The sequence below is a fragment of the Streptomyces sp. URMC 124 genome (genome assembly GCF_051386455.1).
Lineage (GTDB): Bacteria > Actinomycetota > Actinomycetes > Streptomycetales > Streptomycetaceae > Streptomyces.
Window position 1 is genome coordinate 1 of sequence record NZ_JBPQTS010000182.1, and the last position, 13,376, is coordinate 13,376.

At 72.5% G+C, this 13,376-nt stretch carries 14 protein-coding genes; 9 read left to right on the forward strand and 5 right to left on the reverse strand.

Annotation, left to right across the window (positions count from 1 at the left end):
* Positions 1–36 precede the first annotated feature (36 nt).
* The 3 genes from ACSNOG_RS28380 to hutH all read left to right on the forward strand — a co-directional run bounded on the left by ACSNOG_RS28380 (position 37) and on the right by hutH (position 4,907).
* Complete coding sequence (locus ACSNOG_RS28380; RefSeq protein ID WP_436755558.1) at positions 37–1,866, forward strand: transglycosylase family protein; 1,830 nt, start codon at positions 37–39, stop codon at positions 1,864–1,866.
* A gap of 241 nt (positions 1,867–2,107) precedes the next feature.
* Positions 2,108–3,226, forward strand: coding sequence for a diguanylate cyclase domain-containing protein (locus ACSNOG_RS28385; protein WP_436755571.1), 1,119 nt, complete (start codon positions 2,108–2,110; stop codon positions 3,224–3,226).
* Positions 3,227–3,362: 136 nt separating this feature from the next.
* Positions 3,363–4,907: a histidine ammonia-lyase gene (gene hutH / locus ACSNOG_RS28390; RefSeq protein ID WP_436755559.1), complete on the forward strand. Its 1,545-nt coding sequence runs from the start codon at positions 3,363–3,365 to the stop codon at positions 4,905–4,907.
* A 64-nt stretch (positions 4,908–4,971) separates the two neighbouring features.
* Here hutH and ACSNOG_RS28395 read toward each other — a convergent pair whose 3' ends face one another.
* Positions 4,972–5,256 carry a hypothetical protein gene (locus ACSNOG_RS28395; RefSeq protein WP_436755560.1) on the reverse strand — a complete coding sequence of 95 codons (285 nt, stop codon included), beginning with the start codon at positions 5,254–5,256 and terminating at the stop codon, positions 4,972–4,974.
* 335 nt (positions 5,257–5,591) lie between these two features.
* Between ACSNOG_RS28395 and ACSNOG_RS28400 the strand changes: the two genes are divergently transcribed.
* The 3 genes from ACSNOG_RS28400 to ACSNOG_RS28410 all read left to right on the forward strand — a co-directional run bounded on the left by ACSNOG_RS28400 (position 5,592) and on the right by ACSNOG_RS28410 (position 9,623).
* Complete coding sequence (locus tag ACSNOG_RS28400; protein ID WP_436755561.1) at positions 5,592–6,875, forward strand: L,D-transpeptidase; 1,284 nt, start codon at positions 5,592–5,594, stop codon at positions 6,873–6,875.
* Positions 6,876–7,034: 159 nt separating this feature from the next.
* The gene (locus tag ACSNOG_RS28405; RefSeq protein ID WP_436755562.1) at positions 7,035–8,165 is read left to right on the forward strand and encodes a GNAT family N-acetyltransferase; all 1,131 of its coding nucleotides are present in this window, start codon (positions 7,035–7,037) and stop codon (positions 8,163–8,165) included.
* Between the two features lie 207 nt (positions 8,166–8,372).
* Positions 8,373–9,623, forward strand: a complete 1,251-nt coding sequence (locus tag ACSNOG_RS28410) for a DUF2786 domain-containing protein (RefSeq protein ID WP_436755563.1) — start codon at positions 8,373–8,375, stop codon at positions 9,621–9,623.
* A gap of 7 nt (positions 9,624–9,630) precedes the next feature.
* Here ACSNOG_RS28410 and ACSNOG_RS28415 read toward each other — a convergent pair whose 3' ends face one another.
* Complete coding sequence (locus ACSNOG_RS28415; protein ID WP_436755564.1) at positions 9,631–10,437, reverse strand: AraC family transcriptional regulator; 807 nt, start codon at positions 10,435–10,437, stop codon at positions 9,631–9,633.
* Between the two features lie 55 nt (positions 10,438–10,492).
* Here ACSNOG_RS28415 and ACSNOG_RS28420 point away from each other — a divergent pair, with 55 nt between their 5' ends.
* The 3 genes from ACSNOG_RS28420 to ACSNOG_RS28430 all read left to right on the forward strand — a co-directional run bounded on the left by ACSNOG_RS28420 (position 10,493) and on the right by ACSNOG_RS28430 (position 11,973).
* Entirely contained in the window at positions 10,493–11,062 is a 570-nt protein-coding gene (locus ACSNOG_RS28420; RefSeq protein ID WP_436755565.1) for a class I SAM-dependent methyltransferase, read from the forward strand.
* A gap of 66 nt (positions 11,063–11,128) precedes the next feature.
* Complete coding sequence (locus ACSNOG_RS28425) at positions 11,129–11,488, forward strand: hypothetical protein (protein ID WP_436755566.1); 360 nt, start codon at positions 11,129–11,131, stop codon at positions 11,486–11,488.
* Positions 11,489–11,598: 110 nt separating this feature from the next.
* Entirely contained in the window at positions 11,599–11,973 is a 375-nt protein-coding gene (locus tag ACSNOG_RS28430) for a DUF1330 domain-containing protein (protein WP_436755567.1), read from the forward strand.
* Between the two features lie 55 nt (positions 11,974–12,028).
* Here the strand turns inward: ACSNOG_RS28430 and ACSNOG_RS28435 are convergent, their stop codons facing one another.
* The 3 genes from ACSNOG_RS28435 to msrA form a co-directional block, all read right to left on the reverse strand.
* Positions 12,029–12,301, reverse strand: a complete 273-nt coding sequence (locus ACSNOG_RS28435) for a hypothetical protein (protein ID WP_436755568.1) — start codon at positions 12,299–12,301, stop codon at positions 12,029–12,031.
* Positions 12,298–12,651: a DUF6247 family protein gene (locus ACSNOG_RS28440; RefSeq protein WP_436755569.1), complete on the reverse strand. Its 354-nt coding sequence runs from the start codon at positions 12,649–12,651 to the stop codon at positions 12,298–12,300. The genes ACSNOG_RS28435 and ACSNOG_RS28440 overlap by 4 nt, the downstream gene beginning before the upstream one ends.
* A 92-nt stretch (positions 12,652–12,743) precedes the next feature.
* A partial coding sequence (gene msrA, locus ACSNOG_RS28445) for a peptide-methionine (S)-S-oxide reductase MsrA (protein WP_436755570.1) occupies positions 12,744–13,376 on the reverse strand: 633 nt, incomplete at its 5' end.

The window sequence follows — 13,376 nt, forward strand, 5'->3', positions numbered from 1 at the left end:
CCCCCCGCTCGTACCGCCCCCGAAACGGACTTCCCCATGTCTCGCCCTGCCCGCCGGCAGACCCTGATCCTCGCGCTCACCGCCGGTGCCCTCGCCGGCCCCCTGCTCGTCTCGACTCCTGCCTCTGCCGCCTCCGTGGCCACCTGGGACAAGGTCGCCCAGTGCGAGAGCGGCGGCAACTGGAGCATCAACACCGGCAACGGCTACTACGGCGGTCTGCAGTTCGACGCCGGCACCTGGCGGGCGTACGGCGGCACCCAGTACGCCCCCTACGCCCACCAGGCCACCAAGCAGCAGCAGATCCTGATCGCCGAGAAGGTGCTGAAGGGCCCCCAGGGCGCGGGCGCGTGGGGCTGCGCCCCCGGCACCGGGCTCGCGACGGACCACTCCGACCCGTATCCGGACCCGACGCCGCCCGTCTCCAAGGTCACCGGCCCGGCCGGGGGCACCATAGCCACCGGTTCGGTGACGCTGAGCGCCTCCGTCTCCGTCGCGGTCGGCAAGCCCGTCAGCGCGACCTTCCTGGTCGACGGCAAGGCCGTGGGAACGACCAAGGGTTCCGGCCCCTCGTACGAGCTGGCCCTCGACACCACCCGCCTGTCCGACGGCCCGCACACCCTCACCGTCACGGCGGTCAGCGACGCCGGCGAGACCGGCAAGGAATCGTCCTCCGTTCCCTTCTTCGTCGCGAACAAGGCCACCGCCGGCGGCGCCACCGGTGACTTCAACGGCGACGGCAAGGCCGACATCGCGGTCCTCTACAACGAGGGCGAGGACGGCAAGGGCGTGAACCACACCGCCCTGTGGACGTTCACGAGCAACGGCAGCGGCTTCGGCAAGCCGGTCAAGCAGTGGACGAGCCCCTTCAGCTGGAACGGCGACCGCAGCAAGGTCGTCGCGGGCGACTTCAACGGTGACGGCAAGGCCGACGTCGGGGTGCTCTACAACGGCGGCCAGGAAGCGGACGGCAGGAACCGCACCGCCCTGTGGTCCTTCACCAGCACGGGCACGGGCTTCCGCGAGCCGGTCAAGGCGTGGGACAGCATCGACTCCGGCTCCGGCAGCTGGAGCTGGGACCGCAGCAAGCCGGTCGCCGGTGACTTCGACGGGGACGGGAAGGCCGACGTCGGCGTCCTGTACACCGAGGGCGAGGACGGCAAGGGCGTGAACCGCACCGCCCTGTGGACGTTCACGAGCGACGGCAGCGGTGGCGGCAGTGGCAGCGGCTTCGGCAAGCCCGAGAAGCGCTGGTCGAGCGCGGTGAGCTGGAACGGCGACCGCAGCAAGGTCGTCGCGGGCGACTTCAACGGCGACGGCAAGGCCGACGTCGGGGTGCTCTACAACGGCGGCCAGGAGACGGACGGCAAGAACCGCACCGCCCTGTGGAGCCTGACCTCCGACGGCAGCGGCTTCGAGGCCGCGAAGGCGTGGGACAGCATCGACTCCGGCTTCGGCAGCTGGAACTGGGACCGCAGCAAGGCGGTCGCCGGTGACTTCGACGGCGACGGCAAGGCCGACGTCGGCGTCCTGTACGACAACGGTGAGGACGGCAAGGGCGTGAACCACACGGCCCTGTGGACGTTCGCGAGCAACGGCAAGGGCTTCGGCAAGCCGAACCGGACGTGGGAGAGCGTCGACTCCGGGACGGGCAGCTGGAACGGCAGCCGGAGCAAGGTCACCGTGGGTGACTTCGACGGTGACGGCAAGGCCGACGTCGGTGTCCTCTACAACAACGGCCAGGACTCCGACGGCACCAACCGCACCGGGCTGTGGACCACGGCCGGTACGAAGGGCGCCCTCGACCGCTTCACCAAGGCCTGGACCAGCGAGGACAGCTGGAACTGGTACCGGAGCGACCTCGCCTGATCCGTAACGCCCGACCCCCGTAGCGCCCTCCTGCCACTCCTGCGAAGGAAGTGACAGGAGGGCGCTACGGCCGTCATGGGGCGGAATGGGCCCGGCATTCTTAGGCTGGAGGGCAGAAACCGCGACCGGTGGCGACCGGACGCGGGATCTGCGCTCAGCGGCAACGGAATGTGAGGCTCGGGTGGCAGCAGGCGGGGAGTGCGACGGTCGGCTGCGCGCCGTGGTGGAGCTCGCGCAGGCGATGGCGGCCGCGCGCACCCCGCTGGAGACCGTGACCGCCGCCGCGGAGCGGGTGATGGCGGCCCTGGAGGGCAGCTTCGCCGCGGTGTCCGTGTGGGAGCGCGAGCGCGGGCGGCTGCGCGTCCTGGTCAACGCGGGGGAGCTGACCGCGGGCGAGGAGCGCTTCCCGGAGGACGAGTCGTATCCCGTGCACGACTTCCCGGAGATCGTGGAGTTCCTCCACGAGGAGTGGGTCGGCGGGGGCGCCGAGCCGCGGGCCTGGGTCGAGAACATGGGCGGCGACGGGGCTGAGCAGGAGGGCGCGCACCCGGGCGCCTACCGGCACGAGCGGGTGGCGGCGCTGCGCCGCCGGGGACGGGGCTGCTGCGTGGTGGCGCCCGTCGTGCTGCACGGGCGGGCGTGGGGCGAGCTGTACGTGGCCCGGCCGCCCGGCGCGGCCCCCTTCGGCCGGGCGGACGCCGACTTCGCGACCGTCCTGGCCTCCGTCGCGGCGGCGGGGATCGCGCAGACCGAGCGTCTGGAGGAGGCCCGCCGCCTCGCCTTCACCGACCCGCTGACCGGGCTCGCCAACCGTCGCGCGGTCGACGCCCGGCTGGACGAGGCCGTCGAGCGGCACCTCGCGGACGGCGTCGTCGTCAGCCTGGTCGTGTGCGATCTCAACGGGCTCAAGCGCGTCAACGACACCCAGGGGCACGCCGTAGGCGACCGGCTGCTGGAGCGTTTCGGCTCGGTGCTGTCCCTGTGCGGGGCCATGCTGCCGGGGGCGCTGGCGGCGCGGCTGGGCGGTGACGAGTTCTGTCTGCTGACGGTGGGGCCGACGGCGGACGAGGTGGTGCGCGTCGCCGGCGAACTGTGCCGCAGGGCGGATGCGTTGGAGCTGGGCGAGGGCGTCGCGTGCGGCGTCGCCTCCACCGGCGACCCGATCGGGGCGGTGGGCACGGCCCGCCGGCTCTTCCGCCTCGCGGACGCCGCGCAGTACCGGGCGAAGGCGGCGCGGGCGGCCGAGCCGGTCGTCGCCGGGCGCGCCGGGGGACCGGCCGACCCCGTGGTCCGGCTCGCGGACCACCCGCCGGCCGCGCCGGTCGCCGAGCGGCGGCGCTTCCGGGGGCGGCGGCCGTGACCGGGGCCGCGGGCCCGGCGGGGGAGCGGTCCGCCCGGCCCGGTCCGGCATGCGGAAGGGGTGCCTACGCGTTGTGCCTGACAGGCCACCCATCGGCTATGTACAGGCAGCGATTCAGTCTCTAGGGTGCCTGAATATGGATATGCACACTGTGGTGGTGGGGACGGCCGGGACGACCGCGGAAGACGTGATCGCCGTGGCACGAGGCGCCGCGCGCGTCGTCGTATCGGAAGAAGCACTGGCCGCCGTCGCCGAGTCGCGCCGCGTCATCGACGACCTCGCCGCCAAGCCCGACCCCGTCTACGGCGTCTCCACCGGCTTCGGAGCCCTCGCCGTCCGCCACATCAGCCCCGAGCTGCGCGCCCAGCTCCAGCGCAACATCGTGCGCTCGCACGCCGCCGGCATGGGCCCGCGCGTCGAGCGCGAGGTCGTCCGCGCACTGATGTTCCTGCGCATGAAGACCCTCGCCTCCGGCCGCACCGGCGTGCGCCCGCTGGTGGTCGAGACCATGGCGGCGATCCTCAACGCCGGCATCACCCCCGTCGTGCACGAGTACGGCTCGCTGGGCTGCTCGGGCGACCTCGCCCCGCTGTCGCACTGCGCGCTCACGCTCATGGGCGAAGGCGACGCCGAGGGCCCCGACGGCACCGTCAGGCCCGCCGGGGAGCTCCTGGCCGAGCACGGCATCGAGCCCGTCGAGCTGCGCGAGAAGGAGGGCCTCGCCCTCCTCAACGGCACCGACGGCATGCTCGGCATGCTGGTCATGGCCTGCGCGGACCTCGGCCGCCTGCTGACCTCGGCCGACATCACCGCCGCCCTGTCGCTGGAGGCCCTGCTCGGCACCGAGAAGGTCCTCGCCCCCGAGCTGCACGCCATCCGGCCCCACCCGGGCCAGGGCGCCAGCGCCGGCAACATGCTGCGCGTCCTCGCCGGCTCCGGGCTCACCGGGCACCACCAGGACGACGCGCCGCGCGTCCAGGACGCGTACTCCATCCGCTGCGCCCCGCAGGTCGCCGGCGCCGGCCGCGACACCCTCGCGCACGCCCGCCTGGTCGCCGACCGCGAGCTCGCCTCCGCCGTCGACAACCCCGTCGTGCTGCCCGACGGCCGCGTGGAGTCCAACGGCAACTTCCACGGCGCCCCGGTCGCCTACGTCCTGGACTTCCTGGCCATCGCCGCCGCCGACCTCGCCTCCATCGCCGAGCGGCGCACGGACCGGCTGCTCGACAAGAACCGCTCGCACGGGCTGCCGCCGTTCCTCGCCGGGGACGCGGGCGTGGACTCCGGGCTCATGATCGCCCAGTACACGCAGGCCGCCCTCGTCAGCGAGATGAAGCGGCTGGCCGTCCCCGCTTCGGTGGACTCCATCCCCTCCTCCGCGATGCAGGAGGACCACGTCTCCATGGGCTGGTCGGCGGCGCGCAAGCTGCGCACCGCCCTGGCCGCGCTCACGCGCGTCATCGCCGTCGAGCTGGTCGCCGCGACCCGCGCCGTCGAGCTGCGCGAGGGCCTGACGCCGTCGCCCGCCACGCAGGCGGTGCTGAAGGCCGTGCGGGCCGCGGGCGTCGAGGGCCCCGGCGAGGACCGGTTCCTCGCCCCGGACCTGGCCCGGGCGGAGGAGTTCGTACGGGCCGGGAAGGTCGTGGAGGCGGTTGAAGCCGTAACGGGCCCGCTCGCCTAGCGGGCACACCCTTCGCCCGGAGGGCACCGGAGAAGGTAAAGAAGGCAAAGAAGGTAAAAGTTGGTCAGCGGTCCGCCGTGCGCGTCCTGCGCACGGCGACCGTCACCAGTGCTCCGCCCGCCGCCACGAAGGCAACTCCCCCGAATACGTACGGAGTGGTGTCGACACTGCCCGAGGCGGCGAGGGAAAGATGCTGGTCGGAGCCCTGCGCGGGCTGCGCCGCGGGGCGCGCTTGCGGAGCTGGGCGCTCCGTCCGTTCGACCGTCGCGTTCGCGGTCGGCATGAACCACACCGCACACAGGAGCGACCCTGCGGCCACGGCGGTCAGCAGCGGTCGGCGTGCGGTCACGGACGAATCCCCCTCGGCGCGGCGGAGTTTGAGGACACGGCACCTGCGCCGCTCCCGGGCTGACTCGATGTCAGTGACCCGATGGTAGTGATACGAACGCCCCTGAGGAAGCCACGGGTTTCCGGCGGTCACCACCGCCCCGCGCTCCACAACCGCCCCCGCCCCTCTCAGGACCCCCGCTATCATGGCGCCCCTCCGAGGGGCTCTGCAGGCGTGGCCTACCCCACATTCTCCAAGGGTGTGGAACGGACGAACCGGTGCAGGCGTTCCTTGAAGTAGTAGCCGGGAATCGTGCTGCCCCACGGTTCGGCTCGGGGATAGGGGCCGCAGGAGCAATGGAGAAGCGTGTGATGACGTACGGCAAGCGCCGCAAGGCCCTCGCGGCCGCGGCCGCTGTGCTCGGCGGTGTACTGACCCTCGCCGCCTGCGGCGGTGGCGATGACGACGGCGGCGGCAAGAGCAGCTCCAGCAGCAGTGGCGGCAAGGAGCAGAACAAGGTCGACGCCGCGGCCGCGAAGGAAGCCTCCAAGGCGCAGATCAAGATCGCCCAGAAGGACGGCTCCACCAACGCGGGCATCACGGCGGACAACGCCAAGGTCACGGTCAGTGACGGCACGCTGACCAGCGTCAAGATGACGACGGTCAAGGGCACCCCGGTCGAGGGCACGATATCGCCGGACAAGACGTCCTGGCAGCCCAAGGGGCAGCTGGAGCGCGCCACCAAGTACAAGATCGTGGTCGAGGCGGTCGACTCCGAGCAGCGCAAGGCCACGGAGAACTCCTCGTTCACCACCGTCTCGCCGACCAACAGCTTCATCGGCTCCTTCACCCCGGAGGACGGCTCGACCGTCGGCGTCGGCATGCCCGTGTCGATCAATTTCGACAAGCCGATCAAGGACCGCAAGGCCGTCCAGTCGCACATCGAAGTGAATTCGACCAGCGGCCAGAAGGTCGTCGGTCACTGGTTCGGCGACCAGCGCATCGACTTCCGCCCCCAGGAGTACTGGAAGGCCAACTCCCAGGTCACCCTGAAGCTCGACCTCGACGGCGTCGAGGGCGCCCCGGGCGTCAAGGGCGTCCAGAAGAAGACCATCTCCTTCAAGGTCGGCCACGCCCAGGTCTCCACGGTGGACACCAAGTCCCACCAGATGACGGTCGTCCGGGACGGCAAGACCATCAAGACCATCCCGATCTCGGCCGGCAGCCCCGAGAACCCCACGTACAACGGCAAGATGGTGATCTCCGAGAAGTTCAAGGAGACCCGGATGGACGGCTCCACCGTCGGCTTCACCAAGGGCGACGGCAAGGGCGAGTACGACATCAAGGACGTGCCGCACGCCATGCGCCTGTCCACCTCCGGCACCTTCATCCACGGCAATTACTGGGGCAGCGGCATCTTCGGCACGGCCAACACCAGCCACGGCTGCATCGGCCTGCAGGACAAGCAGGGTGCCGACGACCCCAACACCTCGGGCGCCTGGTTCTTCAGCAACTCCCAGATCGGTGACGTCGTCGAGGTGAAGAACTCGCCCGACAAGACCATCGCCCCGGAGAACGGCCTCAACGGCTGGAACATGGACTGGAACGCGTGGGTCGCGGGGAGTGCCACGGGCTCCTGACGCCTGATCGGAAAACCGCCCTCGTCACAGCGCCGGGGGGGCCGGGAAACCGGCCCCCCCCCCCCCCCCCCCCCCCCCCCCGGCGCTGTGCGTTGCGGCGACGGGCCGGCGGCCGAAAACCGCAGGACAAGCGTCAGCGTGATCCGTACCGTGCGCTGGATGAGCGAACTTCTGCGATCGGGCGTCGAGCGCTCGAACACCGGGCCCCTGCGGGTCGAGCGCCTGGGCGCCGACCCCTCCGACGAGGAGATCGACGCCTGGCACGCCGTCGTCACCGCCGCACACGCCCACGACATGCCGGCCGGGGTGCCGGGGCCCGGGCGGGTGGAGACGGCGGGGCAGCTGCGGATCCCCGCCTCGCGCAGCAGAATCGTCCGGCTGGTGGTGCCGCTGCCGGGGCCGCTGCTGGGGGCCAGGGCTGGTGGCAGGCCTGGTGGCGGGCCGGGGGGTGGTCCTGGCGGCGGTTCCTTTTCCGGTTTCGCGGGGGTCGCCCTCCTGCGGCTCTTCGAGGACGACGCCAACCGCACCACCGCGTGGATCGGGCGGCTCGCCGTCCGGCCCGACCAGCGACGCCGCGGCATCGGCACCCTGCTGTGGCAGGAGATACAGACCGTCCTGGAGCGCGAGCAGCGGCAGTCGGTGAGCCTGGAGGTCGAAATCGGCGGTGTGGGCGAGCAGTTCGCCAAGAACCGGGGATTCACGTGCGGGCTGCAGCTCGTCCTCTACGTCCAGCGGATCGCCGACGACGAGGGCACCGAGCCGGTGCTGCCTGACGGCTACCGCTTCGTCGAGTGGGCGGGGGCCGTACCCGCCGAGTACGCCGCCGCCTTCGCCGGCGTCCGCAACGCCATGGCCGATGCCCCGATGGGCGAGCTGGACCAGGAGCCCATGCGGTGGGACGCGGAGAGCATCACCGCCGCCCAGAGGGCGTACGGCGAGCGCGGCGGCGCCCTCTTCACCGTCGCCGTCGAAGCGCCCGACGGCACGTACGCGGCCCTCACGGAGGTCGGCCTGCGCTCGCCCGACGACGTCCGCGCGCAGCAGTACGAGACGGCCGTGGCGCCCGCCCACCGGGGGCGCGGGCTCGGCCGGGCCGTCAAGTTGCGCATGCTGCAGGTGCTGCGGGCGCAGGAGCTGCCCGCACGGGAGATCGTCACGCACGTCGCCGACGACAACGGCCCGATGCGCGCCGTCAACAAGATGCTGGGCTACCGGCCGGAGCGGACCGTCGGGATGTTCCAGGCGAGGGTGCCGGGCGCGGTGCTGCGGACGCTGGGGGGCGATGCGTAGGGGCTCCCCGGGACGGCCCGCGGAATGGTAGCCTCCGCGCGCTGACCTGGGCGGTAACCCTTCGCGACCCCCTTGTCACGGACAACGTCACCGACAATGTCACGGACAATGGGCCGTACCGGGGTACCGCCGTAGCGCCGTACGCCGTATCGCAGCGACCCCCGGTCGCGGTGATCCGCCGTGCGTCATGCAAGGAAGAGAGTGTCCGTGGCCGAACGCAGGAAGCAGCAGCAAGAACGGCAGCGGGAGCGGCTGGAGGACACCGCCCTCCTGGAGTCCGTCGAGGCGGCCCTGGCCTCCCTGCGCACGCACGGCCCCGACACCCTCGACGACGCCGTCTACGCCGCCGCCTCCGGCCTGGCCGCCGCCCCCGCCGGCTGGGAAGCCCTCAGCCGCGCCGTCGTGCGCACCGCCTCGGCGACCGTACGCGGCTGCTGGGAGCGCGGCTGGCAGCCCGCCGACGTGATCCGCCTCGCCCGGCGCGAGCTCACCCCCGTCGAAGTGCGCTTCACCGTGGCGGCCCTGGCCGCCGAAGCCCGCCGCTACGCCCCCGACACCCTCGGCGCCCGCTGGACCGCGCAGCTGCGCGAGCTCCGGGCGCGGGTGTGGTGGGACGACGACGAGGCCTTCCTGGAGGGCTTCGCACAGCGCGAGCGCCTCAGCCGCTTCGAGACGGTCGCGTGCGCGCTCGGCGCGCTGCGGCTCGCCGCCGGCCTGCCGCGGACCGGCGCGGTCGGCCCGCTGCCCGGCGCCGCGTACACCCGGCCCGGCGTGCACGTCGAACCGCGCGTCCTCGGCCGCATCCGCGCGCTCCTGGCCAAGGCCGAGTCCACCGACTTCCCCGAGGAGGCCGAGGCGCTCTCCGCCAAGGCCCAGGAGCTCATGGCGCGCCACTCCATGGACGAGGCGCTGCTGGCCGCCCACGCCGACGGGGCCGCCGATGGGCCCGGGGCCTGCCGGATCGGCGTCGAGGGCCCGTACGAGTCCGCGAAGGCGCTGCTGCTGGACGCGGTGGCCGGCGCCAACCACTGCCAGGCCGTGTGGTCCGTCGACCACTGCTTCTCCACCGTCGTCGGCTTCGACGCCGACCTGGAACTGGTGGAGCTCATGTACACCTCCCTGCTGGTGCAGGCCACCACCGCCATGCACCGCGCCGCCGACGCCCACCACGCGGGCGGGCGCTCGCGCCGCACCCGCGACTTCCGCGAGTCCTTCCTGATCGCCTACGCGTCCCGCATCGGCGAACGGCTCGCGGCGGCGGTGCGCGACGCGACCGCCGAGGCCGTCGCGCAGGAGGCGCGGCCCGAGGTGCTGCCCGTGCTCGCCGCGCGCGACCTCGCGGTCGGCGAGACCGCCGAACGGCTCTTCCCGCAGACGACCTCGCACCGCCTGAAGGGGCGCGACGCGGACGGCTGGGCGCGGGGGGCGGAGGCGGCGGACGCGGCGGAGCTGGGGTGAGGCGGGCTCACCGTCCGGTTTCCGCAGGCGCGAAGTAGGCCCCCGGCGGCACCCCGACCCCCCGCCGGAACGCCGCCACGAACGCGCTGGGCGAGCCGTATCCGACGCGCCGCGCCACGGCCGCGACCGTCGAGCCCGCCGCCAGCATCGGCATCGCCGCCTGCAGGCGCAGCTGCGTGCGCCACTGCCCGAAGGCCATGCCCGTACCGGAGACGAAGGCCCGTGCGAGGGTCCGGGCGCTCGCGCCCACGACCTCGCCCCACTGCGCCAGCGACCGCCCGTCGGACGGATCGGCGCGCAGGGCCTCCGCGACACGGCGGGCGCGCGGATCCGCGGGTATCGGGGCCCGCACGGTCGTCACGGACACCGGGCGCAGGAGGTCGAGGACGACGTCCTCGGCGCGGCGACGGGCCTGCGGACCGAGGGTCTCCGGGTCCTGTGCGAGATAGCCGATCAGCTCCCGCAAGAGGCCGGAGACGGGGACGACTTGGGGATCGTCCCAGCTCAGCGGGCAGCGGTCGGGCCAGAAGTAGAGGCTGCGCAGGAGCGCGGACGAGGTCGCGCCGGTTGAGTGCGGGACGCCCGCCGGTATCCACAGGGCGACGGTGGACGGCAGCACCCACGTACGGCCGCAGGCGCGCACGGCCAGGACGCCGTGGGGAGCCCACGCGAGCTGGTGCGCGGCGTGCCGGTGGCGGCCGAACCACTCGCTGCCGTCGAGGGGGAAGCTGCCGACGGCGACGGCGGCGCCGGGAGGGTTGACCAGTGAGGGATGACGTTCGCCGTGCTCCTGCTGATGTCCGTCTGACGACATGAGTTGACCTCCTGGCCCGTATACGACACCGACGCCTCCTTCCTAGCCTCGAACCATGCCGATGAACCTCATCCACCGCCGCCTCTGCTCCTCCGACCGCTGGGCCCGCGCCGTCCGGGACGAACTCCTGCCCTGGGCCCTGGAAGACGTCCCGCTGGGCGCGGACTGCCTGGAGATCGGGCCGGGTTACGGGGCCACGACGCGCGTCCTGGTGCGCGAGGTCGAGAAGCTGAGCGTGATCGAGTCCGACGCGCAGTACGCGGCGCGGCTGCGGCTGCTCTTCGGGGAGCGGGTGGACGTCGTGTACGGGGACGGCGCCGACATCCCCTTCCCGGAAGGCCGGTTCGACTCGGTCGCCTGCTTCACGATGCTCCACCACGTACCGTCCCTCACCGAACAGAACCGCCTCTTCGCCGAAGCCCACCGCGTGCTCCGCCCCGGCGGCGTCTTCACCGGCTGCGACGCCCTGAGCAGCCGCGCCTTCCGCCTGATCCACCTCGGCGACACGTGCGTCCCGGTCCCGCCCGAGACCCTGGAGGCGCGGCTGCGCATGGCGGGGTTCACGGAGTGCACGGTGACGGTGGGCAAGGGAAGCTTCCGGTTCGTGGCGCGGCGGGGGGAGTGAGGCGGGCGCCGGGCTAGGGTCGGTGCGTGAGCGCAGTCATAGCCTCGATGGTCACCGCCGTCGTCGGTGTCCTCGGCACTCTCTTCGCCCCCCCCGCTGTCGCAGCGGCTGACGGCCCGCCAGCGGCAGGCCGACGCCGCGGCGGAGGCGCGCGTGCGCCACTTCGAGGAGCGCCGCGCCGCGTACACGGCCATGAACCGCGCCTCGCGGCAGTTCCACACCCTCCTCAAGGACACGCTGCACCGCCTGCGCGACGGCGTCTACACCGACCGGGAACGCGCTCAACTCGAAGAGGCCCGGCTCGACCGCGGCCACCCCCGTGAGGGCGAGACCTTGGACCGGGCCTTCGCCGAACTGAGGGAGGCGGAGCCGTTGCTGTCGGCGATGCGGCGGATGATGCGGATCGACCTGGGAGTGATGGACTGAGGCCGATGACGTGGCAGGTAATCGACGGGGCGGGTGCGCCGGAGAAGAGTGGCGTACACCGGAGGACGGAGAACTCCCCGGGCAGCCCCGACCACTTGGAGAGAAGCACCATGACCGCGTACGCCCTGGGCAGCTTCCGTGACATCGTCCCGCACACCGCCGGCGGCACCCACCGCGACATCCTCGAGTACATCGAGCGCATCCAGGCCACCCTCGACCCCTTCGGCGGCCGCTTCCTCGTCCACGGCGCGGAGGTCGAGGTCGTGGAGGGCACCTGGCCCGGGAACATGGTCCTGATCGCCTTCCCCTCTCTGCCGGAGGCCCGCGCCTGGTACGCGTCACGGGCCTACCAGGCCCTGATACCGCTGCGCACGGAGCACGTCGAAGGCGTGATCGTCTTCGTCGACGGCGTCGTCCCGGACTACGACCCGTCGACCCTGGCGGCGAAGCTGCGCGGCCCGGAGGCCGGCACACCGGGGGCATGAGTGCCCCGCCGGTGGCCCCCTGCGCCTCGGACCGCAGGCAGCGATGACCAGCCGTCTACAAGTCCTGGAACGGCGGCACGATCCGGACGATCACGATCAGACGGTCTTTCGGCGCTGCCAGGAAGTAGAACCAGCCGTCGGCCGCGTTCATGCGGCGCAGGCCGCCCGGCCGTGGACCGTTGCCGAGGTCGCCGGCGTCGACTCCCGTCGCGGCCAGGTCGGTCAGCTGCTCCGCAAGGCGCTCCACCTCGGTCACCACGTGAGCGGGGATGCCGCCCGCCACGTGAGCATGATCCGGGTCGTACTCCCAGTGCCAGTCGATGCTCACCGCGGTGGAAGGGCGAGCTCGGCGTGTGCGTCATCCAGGATCTTGCCGATCGCGGACGCGGCGCGCCGGGCCTTCGTTGCGTCGCCCGTTCCGGCCATGTCCTCCCAGCGGCGGAGCTCCTTGGCAAGGCCCGGCTGCCGCTGGATGTGGACGTACACGGCCCACTGGGCGATGAACCGCTGGAGCGGGGCCAAGTCGGAACTCTGGCGGGACTGATCGGCGGCCTGATCCAGCTCGCGCGTGAAGGCGGGCAGAGCGGCAGGTGCGATCTGCGCGATGGCCTGGCGGAGGGCCGTCACGGTGGCGGGTGGCTGGGGGATGAGTGGCTGCCCGGCGGCGGAAGTGGTCATTGCTGCTCCCATGGGCGAGATTCTGATCCCTGGGAGCAGCGTATCGAGTGCGGGCCCGAACGCTTCGCGCGGACGAGTGAGGGAGAAGCGATTCAGCTCCCGCCGGGCGTGATACCCACCGGGCACGAGACGCCCGTGCCGCCGATGCCGCAGTAGCCCGACGGGTTCTTGTCCAGGTACTGCTGGTGGTACGGCTCCGCGTACCAGAACGGGGCCGCCGGGAGGATTTCCGTGGTGATGGGGCCGTAGCCCGCGGCGCGCAGGACCTGCTGGTAGGAATCGCGGGACGCTTCCGCCGCCGTTTGCTGGGCGGGGGAGTGGGTGTGGATCGCCGAGCGGTACTGGGTGCCGCGGTCGTTGCCCTGGCGGAAGCCCTGGGTGGGGTTGTGGGACTCCCAGAAGAGCTTCAGGAGGGTGGCGTAGGAGACGACCGCCGGGTCGAAGACCACGCGGACGACCTCCGTGTGGCCCGTCAGGCCGCTGCAGACCTCTTCGTAGGCGGGGTGCGGGGTGTGGCCGCCCTGGTAGCCGACGAGGGTGGTCCAGACGCCTTCCGTCTGCCAGAACTTGCGCTCCGCGCCCCAGAAGCAGCCCAGGGCGAAGTCGGCCACTTCCAGGCCCTGCGGGTAGGGGCCGGCCAGGGGGGTGCCCAGGACCGTGTGGCGTTCCTGGAGGGGGAATTCCGGCTCCGGGCGGCCCTTCAGGGCCTCTTCGGGGGTGGGGAG